The sequence below is a fragment of the Mangrovibacillus sp. Mu-81 genome, assembly GCF_036867415.1.
In the GTDB taxonomy this organism is placed as follows: domain Bacteria; phylum Bacillota; class Bacilli; order Bacillales; family Bacillaceae_B; genus Rossellomorea.
In genome coordinates this window covers 61,120-80,289 of the sequence record NZ_JBAJHU010000002.1, presented here as the reverse complement: position 1 = coordinate 80,289, position 19,170 = coordinate 61,120, and the positions used below count along the sequence as shown (strand labels likewise).

The 19,170-nt window shown below is 46.7% G+C and carries 15 protein-coding genes and 1 pseudogene; 11 read left to right on the top strand and 5 right to left on the bottom strand.

The features are described from left to right. Positions 1 to 241: 241 nt before the first annotated feature. Positions 242 to 1,111 (top strand): cation diffusion facilitator family transporter, encoded by an 870-nt coding sequence (locus V6B33_RS04160; RefSeq protein ID WP_334216496.1) that lies wholly within the window; start codon positions 242 to 244, stop codon positions 1,109 to 1,111. Positions 1,112 to 1,173: 62 nt separating this feature from the next. Here the strand turns inward: V6B33_RS04160 and guaC are convergent, their stop codons facing one another. Further along, positions 1,174 to 2,157 (bottom strand): GMP reductase, encoded by a 984-nt coding sequence (gene guaC / locus V6B33_RS04155; RefSeq protein WP_334216495.1) that lies wholly within the window; start codon positions 2,155 to 2,157, stop codon positions 1,174 to 1,176. Between the two features lie 218 nt (positions 2,158 to 2,375). Here guaC and V6B33_RS04150 point away from each other — a divergent pair, with 218 nt between their 5' ends. Next, a complete protein-coding gene (locus V6B33_RS04150) occupies positions 2,376 to 3,938 on the top strand; it encodes a catalase (RefSeq protein ID WP_442915466.1) in 1,563 nt (520 codons plus the stop codon). An 82-nt stretch (positions 3,939 to 4,020) separates the two neighbouring features. Here V6B33_RS04150 and V6B33_RS04145 read toward each other — a convergent pair whose 3' ends face one another. Next, positions 4,021 to 4,452 (bottom strand): MarR family winged helix-turn-helix transcriptional regulator, encoded by a 432-nt coding sequence (locus V6B33_RS04145; protein ID WP_334216494.1) that lies wholly within the window; start codon positions 4,450 to 4,452, stop codon positions 4,021 to 4,023. 176 nt (positions 4,453 to 4,628) lie between these two features. On the opposite strand from V6B33_RS04145, the pseudogene V6B33_RS04140 reads away from it, so the two are divergent. After that, positions 4,629 to 5,830 (top strand): annotated as a pseudogene (locus V6B33_RS04140) (MFS transporter). Between the two features lie 66 nt (positions 5,831 to 5,896). Here the strand turns inward: V6B33_RS04140 and V6B33_RS04135 are convergent. Beyond that, entirely contained in the window at positions 5,897 to 7,102 is a 1,206-nt protein-coding gene (locus V6B33_RS04135; RefSeq protein ID WP_334216493.1) for an MFS transporter, read from the bottom strand. A gap of 431 nt (positions 7,103 to 7,533) precedes the next feature. Here V6B33_RS04135 and V6B33_RS04130 point away from each other — a divergent pair, with 431 nt between their 5' ends. The 7 genes from V6B33_RS04130 to V6B33_RS04100 all read left to right on the top strand — a co-directional run bounded on the left by V6B33_RS04130 (position 7,534) and on the right by V6B33_RS04100 (position 17,534). Then, the gene (locus V6B33_RS04130) at positions 7,534 to 8,883 is read left to right on the top strand and encodes an aspartate aminotransferase family protein (protein WP_334216492.1); all 1,350 of its coding nucleotides are present in this window, start codon (positions 7,534 to 7,536) and stop codon (positions 8,881 to 8,883) included. A gap of 5 nt (positions 8,884 to 8,888) precedes the next feature. Further along, positions 8,889 to 10,415 carry a pyridoxal phosphate-dependent decarboxylase family protein gene (locus tag V6B33_RS04125; RefSeq protein ID WP_334216491.1) on the top strand — a complete coding sequence of 509 codons (1,527 nt, stop codon included), beginning with the start codon at positions 8,889 to 8,891 and terminating at the stop codon, positions 10,413 to 10,415. After that, positions 10,408 to 12,204 (top strand): IucA/IucC family protein, encoded by a 1,797-nt coding sequence (locus V6B33_RS04120; protein ID WP_334216490.1) that lies wholly within the window; start codon positions 10,408 to 10,410, stop codon positions 12,202 to 12,204. Before V6B33_RS04125 ends, V6B33_RS04120 begins: the two co-directional genes overlap by 8 nt. A 22-nt stretch (positions 12,205 to 12,226) precedes the next feature. Then, positions 12,227 to 12,757, top strand: a complete 531-nt coding sequence (locus tag V6B33_RS04115; protein ID WP_334217052.1) for a GNAT family N-acetyltransferase — start codon at positions 12,227 to 12,229, stop codon at positions 12,755 to 12,757. Then, positions 12,754 to 14,082 (top strand): lysine N(6)-hydroxylase/L-ornithine N(5)-oxygenase family protein, encoded by a 1,329-nt coding sequence (locus V6B33_RS04110; RefSeq protein WP_442915465.1) that lies wholly within the window; start codon positions 12,754 to 12,756, stop codon positions 14,080 to 14,082. The genes V6B33_RS04115 and V6B33_RS04110 overlap by 4 nt, the downstream gene beginning before the upstream one ends. A gap of 349 nt (positions 14,083 to 14,431) precedes the next feature. Beyond that, positions 14,432 to 16,246, top strand: coding sequence for an IucA/IucC family protein (locus V6B33_RS04105; RefSeq protein ID WP_334216488.1), 1,815 nt, complete (start codon positions 14,432 to 14,434; stop codon positions 16,244 to 16,246). Between the two features lie 55 nt (positions 16,247 to 16,301). Further along, on the top strand, positions 16,302 to 17,534 hold the full coding sequence (locus V6B33_RS04100; protein ID WP_334216487.1) for an aspartate kinase: 1,233 nt from the start codon (positions 16,302 to 16,304) through the stop codon (positions 17,532 to 17,534). A 95-nt stretch (positions 17,535 to 17,629) separates the two neighbouring features. On the opposite strand, the gene V6B33_RS04095 is transcribed toward V6B33_RS04100, so the two are convergent. Next, on the bottom strand, positions 17,630 to 18,388 hold the full coding sequence (locus V6B33_RS04095; RefSeq protein WP_334216486.1) for a sugar phosphate isomerase/epimerase family protein: 759 nt from the start codon (positions 18,386 to 18,388) through the stop codon (positions 17,630 to 17,632). Positions 18,389 to 18,526: 138 nt separating this feature from the next. After that, positions 18,527 to 18,790 (bottom strand): hypothetical protein, encoded by a 264-nt coding sequence (locus V6B33_RS04090; protein WP_334216485.1) that lies wholly within the window; start codon positions 18,788 to 18,790, stop codon positions 18,527 to 18,529. A 154-nt stretch (positions 18,791 to 18,944) separates the two neighbouring features. Here V6B33_RS04090 and V6B33_RS04085 point away from each other — a divergent pair, with 154 nt between their 5' ends. Then, the gene (locus V6B33_RS04085; RefSeq protein WP_172249629.1) at positions 18,945 to 19,100 is read left to right on the top strand and encodes a DUF1540 domain-containing protein; all 156 of its coding nucleotides are present in this window, start codon (positions 18,945 to 18,947) and stop codon (positions 19,098 to 19,100) included. Positions 19,101 to 19,170 lie beyond the last annotated feature (70 nt).

Here is a 19,170-nt window from a genome sequence, read left to right as displayed (position 1 = left end):
AAAAATTTTTATAGACCACGAAGAAAATGAATATTTCATTGGACTAATAACAAAATAAGCAGGACAGGGGAGGGACAACGTACGTTGGTTCAAACGTGAATGAGAGGGAAAGATAAAGTTTCCTTGACGCAACTCTTTTTACTTGAAGTGATATAGATGGAGGGCGGTAAAAAGGTTGCCATAGACCCACACATATCCGGCTTGTTAAAATGTTCTAGCAGTTGTTTGGGAGGTTAGAATATTGGATGAAAAAAGATACTCCAATTTAAAGCTGGGTGAACGCGGTGCCATCATCAGCATCATTGCCTACATATGTTTATCAATTTTAAAATTGTTCATTGGTCACATCAGCGGCTCGGAAGCACTGAAAGCCGATGGATTGAATAATACGACAGATATTCTGGCTTCGGCCGCCGTCTTGATCGGGTTGAGGCTTTCACAAAAGCCGGCAGACGAAGACCACTTGTACGGTCATTGGAAATCAGAAATGGTTGCGTCCATGATTGCCTCTTTCATCATGGCAGTTGTAGGCTTTCAAGTTCTCGCCGGCGCAATTTCCTCTTTGTTTGATGGACCGCGGCATCCGCCTGACATGATTTCTGCCTGGACCGGAATGTTTTCGGCGCTGGTCATGTATCTCGTTTACCGCTACAACAAGAAGCTTGCACTGAAAATCAAAAGTCAGTCGGTCATGGCAGCAGCCAGGGATAATCTGTCTGATTCGTGGGTGAGTATCGGGACAGTGGCCGGTATCATAGGATCTCAATTCAAACTGCCCTGGCTCGATCCGTTTACCGCGATCATTGTTGGGATCCTGATCTGTAAAACAGCCTGGGGGATTTTCCGGGAAGCTTCCCATCAGCTCACAGATGGATTTGACCAGGACCTGATACAGGAATACAAGGAAATGATTCATGAAATACCCGGAGTGAAGGGAATAAAGGATATCAAAGCCAGAACCTACGGCAACAACATCGTCGTCGATGTCGTCATCACGGTGAACCCGGCGTTGAATATCCACGAGGCACACGACATATCCACACGTGTTGAAAAAGATTTGGAAGAAGCATACGAAATCTACGATGTCCACGTACATGTGGAACCAAACTGAAATTATCAATATAATGCAGTGAGGGACGGGCCATTCCAATGGCCCGTCCCTCACTTTTTATCTTAATATACTTTATCTCCGTTGAAGATCGAATTCTTCACGACTACATAGTCAACATGGCGGATTGCCTGCAGGTCCGTGCCACCTGCATAAGAAATGGCTGATTGAAGATCCTGTTCCATTTCCACCAATGTATCTTCCAGTGAGCCTTTGTGTTCCACGAACATTTTCTTGCCTTCGACGTTTTTCTTTTCGCCTTTTTGGAATTCGGAAGCGGAACCGAAGTATTCTTTATAAAGCTTTCCGTCTTTTTCAATAGTCTCACCAGGAGATTCTTCATGTCCGGCAAACAGGGAACCGATCATGACCATCGATGCCCCGAAGCGGATGGATTTTGCCACATCGCCGTGAGTACGGATTCCGCCATCGGCGATAATCGGCTTGGATGCTGCTTTGGCACACCAGCGAAGGGCTGCCAGCTGCCAGCCTCCCGTACCGAATCCTGTCTTGATCTTGGTGATGCACACCTTGCCGGGTCCGATTCCGACCTTCGTCGCATCTGCCCCCGCATTCTCAAGTTCCCTGACGGCTTCGGGAGTCCCGACGTTGCCAGCGATCACAAAGCTTTCAGGAAGGTGCTTTTTGATGTGCTGAATCATATTGATCACCGCATTGGAGTGACCGTGTGCAATATCGATTGTAATATATTCAGGAGTAAGCTGCTCTTCTGCCAGCTGTTCCACAAATGTGTATTCTTCTTCTTTCACGCCTACACTGATGGAGGCGATTAAACTCCGTGACTTCATCTCTTTTATAAAATCTCTTCTTTTCTCAGGTTCAAAACGATGCATGATATAGAAATAATTTTGTTCTGCCAGATAAGCGGCAATCTTTTCGTCTATGATGGTCTGCATATTTGCAGGCACGACCGGCAGTTTAAACGTACGGCCGCCGAGTTCGACGTTCGTATCACATTCTGATCGGCTGTTTACTACACATTTTGCAGGAATTAATTGAATATCTTCGTAATCAAATACATTTTCCATGAGTTACACCCCTAAAAACGAATATTAAATATATGTTCATTTGGAAATGTTCGTTCCTATCGTAATATACTACATTTTTTGGCAAGGTGTCAAAGATTTTTTGTCCCGGCTGCTAATAGGTATCTTTCTTATCTTTCTTATTCCGTTCGATCCCATTGTATATCGACACCTCCCCAAGGAAATAACTTGTAAGAGATTTCATAAGGAGGCAGAGAGTTGTGAATTCAAAAAAACGGGATAACAAGAAGGACACGACGTTGACAAACCAGCAGGGTCACCCGGTAACGGACAATCAAAATGTCCGGACAGTCGGGAACCGGGGACCGATGACACTCGAAAACTATGATTTCCTTGAAAAAATCAGCCACTTTGACAGGGAAAGAATACCAGAGCGTGTTGTTCATGCCCGGGGTGCAGGGGCGCATGGATATTTTGAATCGTATGGAAAAGTGGGGGACGAACCGATCTCAACCTACACTAGGGCAAAGGTGTTTACGGAAACAGGGAAGCAGACCCCGGTATTTGTCCGCTTTTCAACGGTGAACCACGGCAGGCATTCCCCGGAAACTTTGCGGGATCCGAGAGGATTTGCGGTTAAGTTTTACACTGAAGATGGAAATTGGGACCTTGTCGGCAATAACTTGAAGATATTTTTTATCCGTGATCCGCTGAAATTCCCTGATCTTGTCCATGCATTTCAGCCCGATCCTGTGACCAATCTGCAGGAAAAGGAACGGATCTTTGATTTCATCAGTTGCTCCCCGGAAGCGATGCATATGATTACATTCCTGTTTTCACCATGGGGAATCCCTGCCAATTACAGGCATATGCAGGGATCCGGGGTTCACACGTACAAATGGGTGAATGAAGAAGGGAAAGCCGTGCTGGTCAAGTATCACTGGGAACCTGTGCAGGGGATTAAAAATCTCACTCAAAAGGAAGCTGATGAGATACAGAGTAAGAATTTCAATCACGCGACCCAGGATCTTTACGAAGCCATTGAAGAGAAGAGATATCCTGAATGGGAACTGTATGTTCAAATCATGGAAGACGGCGAGCATCCTGAGCTGGACTTTGATCCTCTTGATCCGACTAAACTTTGGTATAAGGAGGATTTTCCATGGCATAAGGTAGGGAAGATGGTGCTGAACGGAAATCCGAAAAATTATTTTGCTGAAGTGGAGCAGGCTTCCTTCGGAACAGGAGTTCTCGTTGATGGTCTTGATTTCTCGGATGACAAGTTGCTGCAGGGGAGGACCTATTCGTATTCAGATACTCAGCGGTACCGTGTCGGGGCAAACTATTTACAGCTGCCGATCAATCGTCCCAAAAAGGGTGTAGCGACCAATCAGGATGGGGGGCAAATGGATTTCCGGGAAGATTATGGAGACCAGCAAAACCCCCATATCAATTATGAACCTTCCACGATCAACGGGATGAAGGAAGCGAAAAACCCTGGTAAAGAACATCAGCCAAATGTCGAAGGGAATCTGAAACGTGAAAGCATTCCGCGTCAAAACAACTTCGGGCAGGCAGGCGAAACCTACAGAAGGCTCAATGATCGGGAACGGGATGAACTGATTTCAAACCTTGTCGGTGCCATGCTTGAATGTCAAAAAGAAATTCAGGATAAAATGATCGAGATGTTTACGAAATGTGATGAGGATTATGGAAAACGAGTCGCAGAAGGTGTCAAACAGGGAATGAAGAAGATGAAAGATAAGCAGGAAGAAGCCGTCAGAGAGGCAGACTCAGAAGGTCATCCTTCAGATCCATACTAAATTCGAAAAAGCTTGAAGAGTAAGGTTTTCCACTCTTCAAGCTTTTTGTTGTGATATAGGGAGCCGCAGCTGAATGTCGTTCCTATTTCTCCACGTTCTCATTCATTTTCACGAGTACGCTGCGGTACACTTTGAGTTCTTCTTCAGAAATGCCGGATAGAATCTTCTTCTCCCATAAATCCTCGATAAAAGGAGTTAATTCATCTTTCACAGCAAGACCTTTGTCGGTTATGAAAAGGATGAACGAACGGCGGTCTTCTTCATTCTTTTGCTTTGAAATCAATTCTTTCCGTTCAAGGATATCAAGAATTCTTGTAACGGTGGGCTGATCCTTTTCAGCTTTGACAGCCAGTTCTTTCTGGTTGATTCCGTCATTTTCAGCCAGTCTTTTCAGGACGGTCCACTGTTCAGGAGTAATATCAAAATCTTTCATATTGAAAGATAAAAAACGGATGATATTTTTTACCGTGTTATTGGTAAATAGTCCAAATGCCTCGTCACGAGTATCGCGCATGCTGTATCACCTACTACAATTTATTCTTCTTCCTACTATCATACTACAAATTGTCTGAAAGTGAATACGATTTCAATTAATTGTTATGACAATTATATTTACAATAGTGATTGGCGTGTATATAATTAGTATAACAACTATTAGGAACAACCTTAAAATCCAGAGAGGAGCTTTGCATGTCAAACTCAGCTAACAGCATATGGACCAGGCCATTCTTGATGGCTCTGTTGAATAATTTCGTTGTCTTTCTAGTATTCTATTCGTTGTTAACCGTATTGCCGGTCTATGTCATTGATGAGCTTCAAGGCAGTCAATCGCAGGCAGGCCTCGTGACGACGATCTTTTTATTGTCGGCGATCATCGTCCGGCCGTTCTCAGGGAAAATAATCGAAGGAATCGGGAAAAAGAGAACGCTGATGATTTCCATCTTTTTCTTCGCTGTTTCTTCGTTCTTTTATTTTGTGAAAGCGATTTTTATCTTTTATTGGGATTGCGCTTTTTTCACGGGATATGGTTCAGCATCGCTTCGACTGTGCTTGTTGCGATAGCGTCTGATTTGATTCCGGAGCACAGGAAAGGGGAAGGGATTGGATACTTTGCGATGTCGATGAACTTGGCAGTAGTAGCAGGGCCATTTCTCTCATTGGCTTTGATTCAATTTGTTTCGTACTCAACGCTATTCCTCGGTCTTGCGTTTACAATGGTGTTTGCATTCATCCTGACATTCGGTATCCAACCGTCAGAAACACCGCAAACCGGACGGAAATCGTCAAATCGTATAAGATTGGATGATTTGATTGAAATCAAAGCGATGCCGATCGCACTTGTCGGGTTTCTTACCGCCTTTGCCTATTCCGGGATCATGTCTTTTATTTCTGTTTATGCAAAATCAATCGGGCTATTCGAATCCGTCAGTCTGTTTTTCGTCGTATTCGCACTGGCCATGCTGCTTTCCAGACCCTATACAGGCCGATTATTTGATCAAAAAGGACCGGGTTCCGTCATCTATCCGTCTCTATTCATTTTTGCGATCGGTCTCATCATTTTAAGTGTGACCCAATCGGCTGGGATCCTGTTACTGGCTGGTGCACTGATCGGCCTTGGGTATGGCGCACTTCTTCCCAGCTATCAAACGATGTCCATCCAGTCGGCACCGAAGGAAAGGACGGGGCACTCAACCGCTACGTTCTTCATCTTTTATGATCTTGGAATCGCGGTCGGATCGGTCATCCTGGGAATGATTTCAGCAGGATTTGGATTTACAAATCTTTATCTGATTTCGAGTGCGGTTGTGCTGGTAACCGTCTTTATTTACAGGCTTGTAACGAATCCGTCATCCCAAAAACATTCACGAAACAGAGATGCTGTTGAACTATAAAAAGCTGCCCTGTACCGGTCATACGAACCGGTAGGGCAGCTTTTTTGTGTTCGGAGAAAGGGGTGTTCACCCTGTCTGTTCAGCTAACACTGTGTTTTTCAGCTGACGATACCTGGAATAAAATAACCCGGTCATGATAAGGGAAAGGCAGCCAAATAAAACGGTCATGATTTGTAATCCAACCAAGTCCAGCAGCAACCCTGTGATGAGCAGTACAACCTGGAAAATCAAGCGGTCCAGCATGTTTCTGAAGGAGAAGAAGCGGCCGTGAAATTCCTTGGGCATCCTGGTTTGGAAGATGGTCGCAGCTGTAGGGAAGAAGCACCCCACTGCAAACCCGAAGATGGCAAAAGAAACGACTGACATGACAGGACTGTCCGCAAAATAAAGCAGCAGCTGCGAGATACCGATGACAAACGAAAAGAAGAACAAAATTCCATACGGCGACATCATCTCTCCCATTTTCTTCACAAAAAAAGCTCCAGTCATAAATGCGACCCCTTCAGCAGTATAAATCCACCCTTTAATCGCCGAACTATCCTGAAGTTCGCTAATATTGATCACCATAAGGTTAAACCCGCCGATGAACAGCAGCGGAATCAGTGTCATGATCAAGGTCATCAGTACAATCGGCAGCCCTTTGATGATGGGGAACACCTCTTTGAATCCGGCTCCAGCGGCTTTCTGTCCTTTTACATCTGAAGTCTGCGGATCTTCATCAAACGACAAAAACCATGTCAGGATGAACAATGCGATATACGCTGTCAAAGACAATACATACAGCATGGACAAAGACAGGACGACCAATAAGACCCCTGCCAGTGCTGTACCGAGAATCCGGGACAGGGTAGCAACATTCATATGGACCCCATTCATCTGCAATAAATCCTTTTCTCTGACCACCATGGGAATAGCCGCTTGAAGGGCGGGAAAATAAAAAGCTGCTGAAATTTGAATGCTTACGAGAAAAACAATCATCCAAAGAACAGAGCCGGTTTCAATCGCAATCAGCATGAAGATGACGCTCAGTGCCCGTGTAAAACCAGAGATCAGCATCACCTTTTTCTTTTTCACCTGATCCGTCCATTTTCCAGCAAGGGGACCAACCGCGAGTCCGGCAAGAAGTCCTGAAGCTAAAATAAGCGATTTAACAAAATCTGAAGGCACTTTTTCCTGCATGAATTCCAGGTTGCCTATTATCCCCAGCCACAATCCGAGACCGGCCGTAAATTCGCCAATCAATAAAATCCATACATTTCTGTTTTTCCACATAGATCGTGCATCTCCTCGTGACGTAAATTATTTCGATACCCTAAATATACTACGCGGTGAGCAAGTTGGAAATAGTTTTCTGCAGCCGCCATTCTTACTTGATAATTGAGAATGAAGGTAGAGCAATGGTTCATATCGAGTTAAAACACTAGGTCGAAAGCACCTTTTTTAAAGTGGTGGGAATGGGCATAGTTATGGAAAAATTCCAACAACATAACATGCAGTTTTCACGTGCAGATTTTCTGAAAAAGCTGATGATGCCCCTTTCAAAGCCAATGAAGAGGTGAATGGAGATACGGTTATGCCGAATGGACCATGAGGCAAATAATTAATTGAGAATAGTTATCAACTACTATTGACATTGATAATCATTATCAATTAACATGACGAAGAAAGCAAAACGGAATCAACCAAAGAAAGGAAGATGATCAATGACAGTTCAAGCTTTAACTTCAAATAAAGAATTATTAAGCCAGCAGGAGAAACGTGAATCGAACGCAAGGTCTTATCCGAGAAGAATACCGCTTGCCATCAGTGAAGCGGAGGGAATCCATGTGATGGATATGGAAGGAAAGAAGTATTACGACTGTTTAGCGGGTGCCGGGACATTGGCACTCGGCCATAATCATCCCGTTGTGATCGAAGCGATGGAGCAGGTGATCCGCGACAAGCGACCATTACATACTTTAGACCTTACAACACCGGTAAAAGAAGAATTTATGAATGAATTATTCTCTTCACTGCCGGAAGGATTCCGTGACCGCGCCAAAGTTCAATTCTGCGGACCGACTGGCGGGGATGCCATCGAGGCTGCCCTGAAGCTGGTCAAAACGGCAACGGGTAGACAAAGCATCCTGACATTCCAGGGAGGGTATCACGGGGCAACGCACGGAACGATGTCGATCTCAGGGAATCTGAGCCCGAAGAAAAACGTCCAGGGACTCATTCCCGACACTCATTTCCTTCCCTACCCGTACACATACCGCTGTCCGTTCGGCGTAGGGGGAGAAGAGAGCCACCGCATTTCGGCACGATATATCGAAAATCTGCTGGATGATCCGGAAAGCGGAATCCTGCCGCCGGCTGCCATGATCTTTGAAACGGTACAAGGTGAAGGAGGTTCCATTCCCGCCCCGATTGAGTGGCTGCAGGAAATGAGAAGGATCACGGAAGAGCGTGGCATACCGCTCATCATTGACGAAGTCCAGACAGGAATCGGACGTACGGGGAAACTGTTCTCATTTGAACATGCCGGAATCGTCCCGGATGTATTCGTGCTTTCCAAAGCGATCGGCGGCAGTCTTCCCTTATCAGTGGTTGTCTATGACAAAGACCTCGACTGCTGGGAACCGGGAGCGCATATCGGGACATTCCGCGGAAACCAGATGGCGATGGCAGCAGGTACGGCAACCCTCAAATACATCAAGGAACACAAGTTGGTTCAGCACGCTGATGAGATGGGCGGCCGTCTCCTCGATGCTCTGATCGGCATGCAGCAAGAATTCCCGGAAATCGGGGATGTGAGGGGAAGAGGCTTAATGGTGGGAGCTGAAATCGTGGATCCTTCCCTGCCTCAGTCAACCGCCGGGAGCCACCCGGCAAATCCTGAAATCGCAAGCCGCATCCAGCAGGAGTGCTTCAAGCGCGGCCTGATCCTTGAAGTAGGCGGCAGGCACGGGGCGGTTGTGAGGTTCCTGCCGCCGCTCATCATCACACAAGAGCAATTGGATGAAGTGATCGGCATTTTCAAAGAAGCTGCAGCAGCTTCGATTGTGAGGTAATCACCATGAACGCAAGCGTATCGTTAAAAGATAAAAAGACAGCATTTGACTCCCTCTTCCTTCACCAGGGGGAAGAGGGGATGAGTGCATTTGGCCAGGGGCTGGAACAAGTTGGCCATAAGCTGAAGGAAGTATACGCCGAGACGGATCGGCCGTTCACAGGCAAGTCTCATTCTGCAATCGAGAAAGAAATTGGGAAGATCATGAATTTTCCCCGCAGAGGCATTTCATTGGAGGAAGTTCTGGATGAGATGGAAGGACCTATACTCAGAAACAGCCTGCATGTTTCACATCCGAAAAGCATGGCGCATCTGCACTGCCCGCCGCTCCTGCCCGGAATCATCGGCGAAAGCATCATCGGTACGTTGAATCAGTCCATGGACTCCTGGGATCAGAGCCCTGCAGCGACCTATGTGGAGGAAGGGATGGTGAGGTGGCTCACCGGTCGTGTCCGTTACCCTGAAACATCAGACGGTGTGTTTACAAGCGGAGGTACACAATCCAATTACATGGGCCTTTTACTCGCCAGGGATTACTTCTGCCAGACACATTGGGGGCATGATGTCCAGAAACAGGGCCTGCCCCGGGCATTCACCCGCCTTCGCATCCTTTGTTCAGAAGACGCCCACTTCACGGTGAAGAAGTCTGCGTCGCAGCTTGGACTAGGTGAACAGGCAGTCATCACGGTGAAGACAGATGAACATCATCGCATGAGTGTGAAAGATTTGGAAGCGGCTCTGTCCAAGCTTGGAGAAGAGAATCTGCTGCCGTTCGCACTTGTCTCAACTTGTGGAACCACTGATTTTGGCAGCATCGATCCCCTGCATGACATCGCCGCCGTTGCAGAAGAATACGGGCTTTGGCTCCATGTCGATGCAGCGTTCGGAGGAGGATTGCTTTTAAGTCATTCTCACCGCTGGAAGCTAGACGGTCTTGAACAAGCTGATTCGATCACGGTCGATTTTCATAAATTATTTTATCAGCCGGTCAGCTGTGGAGCATTTCTGGTGAAGAACCGCCAGAATTTCGGCTTTCTCTCTCATCATGCGGATTATTTAAATCCTTTGAAAGATGAAGATGAAGGAATCGTGAACCTGGTGACGAAATCGACGTCGACGACAAGAAGGTTCGATGCGCTGAAACTGTTCCTGTCACTGAAAACAATCGGCACCGATACATTCGGCGACATGATCGATCATACCGTGGAGCTTGCCCGATATGCAGCATCCTATATTGACGGGGCTGACAATCTGTCACTAAAAAATAACCAGCCTGAAATCAACACGATCATTTTCCGTTATGAGCCGCAGTCCACCCATGAATTCGACCTTGATGAACTGAACAGGGCGATCCAGCAGACGCTGCTTCACGAGGGGAGGGGAGTCATTGCGAAAACGACCGTAGAAGGCATGACGTACCTTAAGCTGACTCTCCTTAATCCGAGGACCGGAACAGAAGAGATCCGCGAGCTGATGACCGAAATAGAGAAGACCGCAACTCAACTAATGAACGGAGGTTTGGCCAGTGTTTGATACGAAACAATCAGCAGAAAACGCAACGATCCAAAGCTTTCTGAATTGTTATTTACGGGAGACTGGGAATTATGAACAAACTCCATGGTACGAGCGCCACCCTTTACTGATAAATGATGACATTGAAAAAGTGATTATCTCGAAACTGGTCCTGCAAAACATCGAATTAGTGGCCGGCGTGAAATACTGGTCGGCCACCGAACGCCATTTATTCGCTTTTCCGATTTACTATCGTACTGGAGAGAGTGAAGACCTTCAGCCGATGGATTACGTCACGCTGACTTCACTCATTGTCAAAGAATTTTTACTGGATAAAAGCTTCCGTGGAGCAGAAGATGAGCTGATTCAACGTGTCATCCTTAGCTGCCGAAGCATCAAAACGTATCTGGAGAATCGCGTAGATGATGCAGAATCCCTATTACAAGAACAGGTTGATTTCATCGAAGCGGAGCAGTCCCTTTTGTTCGGCCACCTGCTTCACCCCACTCCAAAAAGCAAACAGGGTTTGACGGAAAGTGAAGATGCCGCCTATTCCCCTGAGCGGAAAGGAACCTATCAGCTTCACTATTTTGCAGCGAAGAAATCATTGGTCCTACAGGATTCGAGCCGTCCGATTTCGGCAGCTTCCATTATTTTCGAAGAATTGCAGAATGATGAAGCAGTCAATCAGGAGTGGCTGAGAGAATTCATTGAAAAGGACGAACAATGGCTGATTCCCGTCCATCCCCTGCAAGTGAATCAGTTGATGGGGCAGGCGGAAGTCCGGAAGAGGCTGGAGAATGGCGAGCTTGTTTATATCGGACCGGCCGGCAAGGAGTTCACAGGCACTTCCTCGTTCAGAACGGTCTACAGCAGGGACTCCAAATATATGTATAAATTCTCTGTTCCAGTCAAAATCACAAACTCCCTCCGCATCAACCAGGCGAAAGAGCTGGCAAGGGGGGTGGAGGTTTCAAGGCTTCTGGAAACCGAAGCTGGACAAAGCATGAAACGCAATTTCCCTGAATTCCGCATTTTGGAGGATCCTGCCTACATGAATATTGATTCCGAACATGAACTTTCAGGATTTGAAGTGGTGATCCGCGACAACCCTTTCTATAAAAACAGCAAATATACTAGCCTGATTGCAGGTCTATGCCAGGACCATGGCTACGGTGGCAAGCCAAGGATCCATTCCATCATCACCGGTATTGCCGAACGTGAAAATCGTACCGCGGAGGAAGTCAGCATCGATTGGTTTAACCGCTATCTGTCCCTGACCCTGGACCCGATGATCTGGCTGTTCAACACATACGGGATTGCGCTTGAAGCCCATCAGCAGAACTCCGTTATCAAACTTAGGGACGGCTATCCGGAAACGTTCTATTACCGCGATAATCAAGGATACTATTACAGCGAATCGAAGGCAGGCAAACTGATTGAACTGCTGCCTGAATTAAATACAATCAGTGAAACAATCTGCGGTGATGACGTGGCAGAGGAACGCCTGAGATATTACTTCTTCTTCAATCACCTGTTCGGCCTCATCAACGGCTTTGGAGTCAGCGGCCTGATCGGAGAGAAGATATTGATTTCTGTATTGAAAGAGCGCCTGAAGCAGCATGAAGAAACAATGCCATCTGATCTTCTCGGCAGTCTCTTGTACCAGCCGGTGCTGCCTTGCAAGGCGAACCTGTTAACCCGTTTCTATGACATGGACGAACTTGTCGGCCCGATGGAATCACAATCCGTCTATACGATGGTAAAGAACCCGATCGCAGAAGAGGTGGAAATTCCCCATGCACTATGACTATGAATTCTATGATGAAAGTCTGGATAAGAAAATTTCTTTTAAAAAAGTGGAGCTTGAACGTGATGTCGACATGATTCACGACTGGATGGGGGAAGAGCATGTACATCCATTCTGGCACCTGAACATCTCCCTTGAAAAGTTTCGCACTCATCTCGGCAAGTCACTGAAAGATGAGCATCAGACCCTGTATCTCGGCTTTTTGAATGACGAGGCGATGAGCTATTGGGAAGCCTACCGGGTCGAGGGAGACGTGCTGGAAAAGGCTTATGAACCGGCTCCGTTTGATCAAGGTGTCCATCTGTTGATTGGTGATAAAGAGTTCCTGGGAAAAGGATACTCCCTGCCAATGTTGAGGGAAATGGTCCGATTCCAGTTTCAAGAGGAACGGACGCAGAAAGTGATGGCAGAACCGGATATACGGAATGAAAAAATGATCCATGTCTTCACGAAATGCGGTTTCCAGCGTATCGGACCCATTGAACTGCCGGACAAAACCGGCCTGCTCATGGCCTGTGAGCGGGAAGGATTTGAAAGGAGGTGGGCGCTGTGAGCAAGGACATTTATGATGTGATCGGCATCGGGATCGGTCCTTTCAATCTGGGGCTGGCCGCCTTGCTTGACGAAGTCCCGGATGTGAAGTCGCTGTTTTTAGAGAAAAAAAGTGAATTTAATTGGCATCCCGGAATGCTGATCGATGGAACGACCCTGCAGGTGCCGTTTTTCGCGGATCTTGTCTCGATGGCAGACGTCAGGAGCAAATACAGCTTCCTGAACTATCTGCAGGAGCACAATCGCTTATACCACTTTTATTTTCTTGAAAAATTCCATATCCCGAGAAAAGAATACAACCATTATTGCCGATGGGTCTCGGAACAATTGGAACAGTGCCGGTTCGGGATGGAAGTGGAACGGGTCGTTCCGTCAGGGCTCGGAGATGGAAGTCAGGGCTATGAAATAACGGTTTGGAATGATGCACTGCACACCGCAGAACGATTCTACACGCGCCGCCTAGTGATGGGCATCGGCTCTGTACCGGCCGTACCCCGCCACTTCAGCGCACATCTCGGAAACAGCGTATTTCATTCATCTCAATACCTGGAGAAAAAAGAAATCTCTAAAGGTGCTCGCTCAGTCACGGTGATCGGTTCAGGACAAAGTGCTGCGGAAGTATTTCTGGATGTGGCAAAGGAACAGGAATCACACGGATTCACATTACATTGGTATACCCGTTCAAAAGGATTCTTCCCGATGGAATACTCAAAACTCGGTCTCGAATATTTTTCACCCGACTATACCGATTTCTTCTACAGCCTGTCTCAGGAAATGAAGGATTCCCTCTTGAGAGACCAGGCTCTCCTGTACAAAGGGATCAGCGCCGAAACAATCGCTGACATTTATGATTATTTATACGAGCGGTCGATCGGAAGTGACTACCCGCCGATTTCCATGCAGGCAATGACTGAAATCACCGGAATTGAAACGAGCGGCAGCAGCTATGAGCTCCGCGGTGATCACCTTGTGAAAGAAGAATCGTTTACTCAGGAGACGGATATTGTCATCCTCGGGACTGGCTATAAAACAGCGATTCCGTCGTTTTTGTCGGACATGAAGGAGGAACTGGTATGTGACGAAGCTGGACGATTCAAGATAACGAAGGATTACCGGCTTGAGACATATCTCGATGGTGATAACGAAATCTTCATTCAAAACGGGGAAATGCACACGCACGGCGTCGGAGCACCCGACCTCGGACTCGGCGCCCACCGGAATGCCGTCATCATCAATCAGCTGGCCGGCCGGGAAGTATACCCGGTCAGGACGAAGAATGTGTTTCAGACATTCGGGGTGGAGAAACGTTCACCTGTCGGGATTTAGATCGTTTGTTTCTGTTAGGAGGCAGAGTGGGTTTGAGTTTATGGGGATTTTTGTAAAATGGCAGGAAGGAGGCCATAATCGGCAGGAATAGTCGTTAAGTCGACAGTATAATGTGCGGTATCGGCAGGAATCTACCTCAAATCGGCAGGAATAGTTCTTAAATCAGCAGGAATCCAAATCAGATCCACAGGAATAAAGTCAAAACCTGCAGGATGAATGATAATACAGCCGGGAATAAAGTCCAGAACGACATAACGCTGTGTCTAAAGCATCCATGTAGAGCCAATTTTGCTTATCAGTAATACAAAAAATGTTAATACCCCAAGAAAAATAAGAAAGAAGGGATCCCATGCAATTTGCCAGCGACATTCAGAAGGTTTTAAAAGAGGACAACTGGAAAAAGGTCAACCGCAAACTGATCGCAAAAATGTTATCGGAGTATATGTACGAAGATATGATCCAGCCGGATCTGCTTAGCGAAGAAGGAAAGACGATCACGTATTCCCTTCAGGTTTCACCCCATAAATACTATCGCTATCAGGCGAAGAGAAGATTCTTTGACAGCTATGATGTGAAGCCGGATACAATCGAAATAAGGGATGGCGAAGAAACAAAGCCTGCAGTCAGTGCGATCGAACTTTTAATCGACCTGCAGGAGGTCATTCCGATGTCATCTGAGACCGTCGGGCACCTGATCAAAGAACTGAACGCCACGTTGATTGCGGACGCCCATCTTCTTGGGAAAAAACCGAAATCATCGGACGAGCTGATCCACGTCGATTACGCTGAGCTTGAAGGCTTCATGACCGGACATCCATGGATTACATACAATAAAGGCCGCATCGGATTTGGATACGATGACTATCTGAACTTTGCCCCTGAACATCAGAACGAAATCCGCCTTTCCTGGATTGCGGCTGCGAAAACAACCGCTTCCTTCCAATCAATCGATGGGTTGAAATATGAAGACTTGCTTGCTGCGGAACTTTCAGCAGAAGATAGGTCCTCTTTTGAAGAAAAAATGATCTCACAAGGGAAAGACCCTGGGGATTATTTCTTCATGCCCGTACACGAATGGCAGTGGAAAAATGTCCTGATTCAGAACTTCCCTGAGGAACTTGCCGAAAAAACAATCATTCCGTTAGGGGAAGGAAGCGACAGCTATCTGCCGCAGCAGTCGATCCGGACATTCGTGAATACCACGCACAAAGAGAAGCATCATGTGAAGCTTCCGATGAGCATCCTAAATACGCTCGTCTACAGAGGTCTTCCTTCAGAACGCACCCTGATTGCGCCTCAGGTAACAGAGCTCATCAAAGGCATCGCGGATCATGATTCATTCCTGAAAGACGAATGCCGCGTCATCCTTCCCGGCGAAAATGCCAGCATGAATGTCGATCACCGGTATTATACCGGAGTGAAGCAGGCTCCATATCAGTATCTGGAAATGCTTGGGACGATTTGGAGGGAAAGCATTTATACGTATCTCGATGAAGGTGAACAAGCGATCACGCTGGCCGCTCTTTTATATGAAGATCATGAAGGTAAACCATATGTACAGAGCCTGATTGAAGACTCCGGACTTCAGGCGGAAGAGTGGATGAAAACATTCTTCAAGGTCGTCATGGATCCGCTGCTTCACTACTTGTATCAATATGGGACGGTCTTCTCGCCGCACGGTCAGAATACGATCGTCGTGCTGAAAGATTCCGTGCCCTGCCGATTGGCCATCAAGGATTTCGTGGATGATGTCAACATTTCGGATCAGGATTTCCCCGAGCTTCAGGGCTTGTCGAAGGAATTCAAAGAGGTATTAAGAAGCGAGCCGCCGGAAGGACTGACACAATTCATTTTCACCGGTTTGTTCATTTGCCATCTTCGCTATCTAAGCCATATCCTTGTCAATCATGACATCATGGATGAAGAAACATTCTGGGGTCTGCTCGCACATTCCATCGGGGATTATCAGGAAAGATTCCCGGAACTGAAGGATCGTTTCGAGCTGTTTGATTTCTTCAAGCCGCAGCTGACGAAACTTTGTCTGAATCGCAACCGCATGATCGATTACGGATACTCTGACGGCGACGATCGTCCGCACGCTTCGGAATTTGGAAAAGTAAACAATGCCCTCGCCCTTTTCAAAGAAAAAGCAGCCGTTCAGTAACGGAAGGATCATAACGGATCAATTCTCTTAATCCCAGGGAAAGAAGGTTTAGCATATGAGTATTATCGTACAGAAATTCGGGGGGACCTCAGTGGGTTCCGCTTCAAATATCAAACGCATGGCTTCAAGAGTGATTGAGGAAAAGAACAGGGGAAATGACGTCGTCGCGGTCGTTTCTGCGATGGGGGACACAACCGATACATTGACCACGCTGGCCAAAGACATGTCCTCACAGCCGGCTAAAAGAGAAATGGATATGCTCTTGTCGACCGGAGAGCAGGTAACGATCGCTCTCCTTGCTATGGCACTGCAGGAAAAAGGGGCGGCCGCCATTTCATTCACTGGAGGTCAGGCGGGCATTCTGACGGATTCTGTTCACGGCAATGCCAAAATCAAGAGAATTGACCCGGAGCCGATCATGAAGGAACTCGGTAAAGGGAAGGTCGTCGTGGTAGCAGGCTTTCAAGGCGTAACGGAAGAAGGCTGCATCTCTACTTTGGGAAGGGGCGGATCCGACACAACGGCAGCAGCACTCGCAGCCCGGCTTGGCGCGGAACGCTGCGACATCTTTACGGACGTCGACGGCGTCTACACCTCAGATCCCAGATATATCAAAAATGCTGCCAAAATTTCATCCCTGACGTTCGATGATATGCTGAACCTGGCAGCAAGGGGAGCGGGCGTCCTGCATCCGCGCTCCGTCAAACATGCGAAAAAGTACGGAATCCCGATGGTTGTGCGCTCGAGTCTGACAAAAGAAAAAGGGACGTTCATCAATGTTTCCTCCAAAAGATCGGACCGGTATCCCGTTATAGGAATCGTCTTTCAACAAGACCGAACGAGCATCGCCCTTTGCGGAATGCCTGAATGCAAGGAAGCGAAATCAGCAATCACTTCATTACTTCAAACGAGGAATATCGAGTGTGATTTTTTCAAGGAGTTGCCTGGAAGTGAACTGATGTTTCTCCTTCATCAAAATGATGTGAATGATGTACTGGAACTAATTCAGGACAAGAAAGACCAATTGAAATTTGATCAAGTTACAACACAAGTAGACTTGGCGAAAGTAGCCGTCATCGGAAGCAACATCCGTACGCATCCTGTCATTCAGGGCAAAGCGGCGAAGGTATTGACTGGAGGAGGGATTGAATACAGGCTGGCCGAAGATTCTCCGGTAAGCGTGACTGCCGTCGTGAAACGATGCGACATGCACAATGCCGCCGAACTGCTGCATACTGCTTTCGGTCTGGATATCCCGGAAATGAGAAAAATCGCTGCAATCCGTTGAAAGTGAGCGGCGGTTAAAGACTACAAGGGCCTTGTAGTCTTTTTTTTGCATAAAGAAAGTCCTATGCGCCTAATTACGTTCGAGGTCCCTGCCTTTCACTGGTTTTTCTTTTTCTTCAAATACTCCAGGCTTCTTTGAACACTTCGGATAGGAGAATCCCTGCATTCATCCTGCTCGACGATCCACCAGTCGACGCTTCCTGCATCCCCGAAGGCAAGCACCGAATCAAGATCTACACCGCCACTCCCAAGCTCCGCAAAGAATCGTTCGCCATCCGTCGTCATATCCTTCAGGTGAACCAGTGGGGATCGGTCCTTGTAACGTTCAAGCCATTCAGCCGGCCTTTCTCCGGCAAACGTCAGCCAGTAAATATCGAATTCAGCTTTCACCCATTCCGGATTTGTTTCCTGAAGGATGGTTTCCAATACAGGGCGGCCGTTGATTAAGGCAGTTAATTCAAAATCATGATTATGATAACAAAGGGTGAGGCCTTCCACTGCACATTTCTCGCCTATTTCATTCAGGTCATCGATCAAGTTGAAATAGTCACTTTCCGTTCTTTCTTCCGGTTCCAGATAAGGGCATACCACATACTTGCTGCCCAATTCCTTTTGGACGTCGATCACCTTAGCGGAATCGTTTCTTAGTTCGGAAAGCGGAATGTGGCTTGAAGCTGCTTTCAGCCCCAGATCATCAAGCACACGTCTTAATTCTACCGGCTTTACATCACCGTACCCCGCAAGCTCCACTCCTTCGTAGCCAAGCTCGGCAACTTTTTTCAATGTTCCTGTAAAATCTTCAGCTGATTCGTTGCGGAGAGTGTACATTTGCAGTGCGATTGGTATTCGTTTCATTATGTAACCTGCCTTTCTTTCATGGACTTCTTACTCTAAAGACTTCTGAATGAAAGGAAGATTTCCTTTATTTATTTTATGAAAAAATCTGCCCAAACCGGTTAATGTGTAACCAGCTTAGGCAGATTTTCGTTCCTGTCATTTGACAGCAGGTGATTTGATCTTCAGACATGCCAGTTTCTTCTCGTTGTGAAAAATCGAGTAATGCGCAGCCGCAATTTTTTCTTCGACATAATCCATCGAAAACGTACCCGACGGATCTGCGAGACTCCCGATTGCCCTCGATAAATGATCGACGACATGCTTCAGATCCACTCTATTTTTCAGCTCGTTATCGGCATTCATTTCATCCATGATCTCAAAAGCAAGATTTTGAACATGATACAAACGTCTCTGCTCCATCAAAAATCCCCCTTTGTGTAGTATCCATATTGATTATATGGCCAAAGAGAAGTGGTTATGATAACGAACGAGCGGGTATATGATTTTTAACACCTCAAGGTATGAACAGAAGAAAATTAGAGAAATCTAATGATAACTGAGGAGGTGAAGAAACATGGCACAAGATGTACTATGTGAAGTAAGCAATTGCAAATACAACAAAGAAGGCAAAAAATGCTCAGCGGACCAAATCTTCGTCGTCAGTCATAAGGGGAACAAGGCTCATAACAGCGAAGAAACCGATTGTAAAACATTCGACCCGGGTATGTAACGTTTATGAATATGTAATATGGAGCTCTATTCGTCCCTGAATAAAGTTCCGGCAGGCAACCATTGGCGTG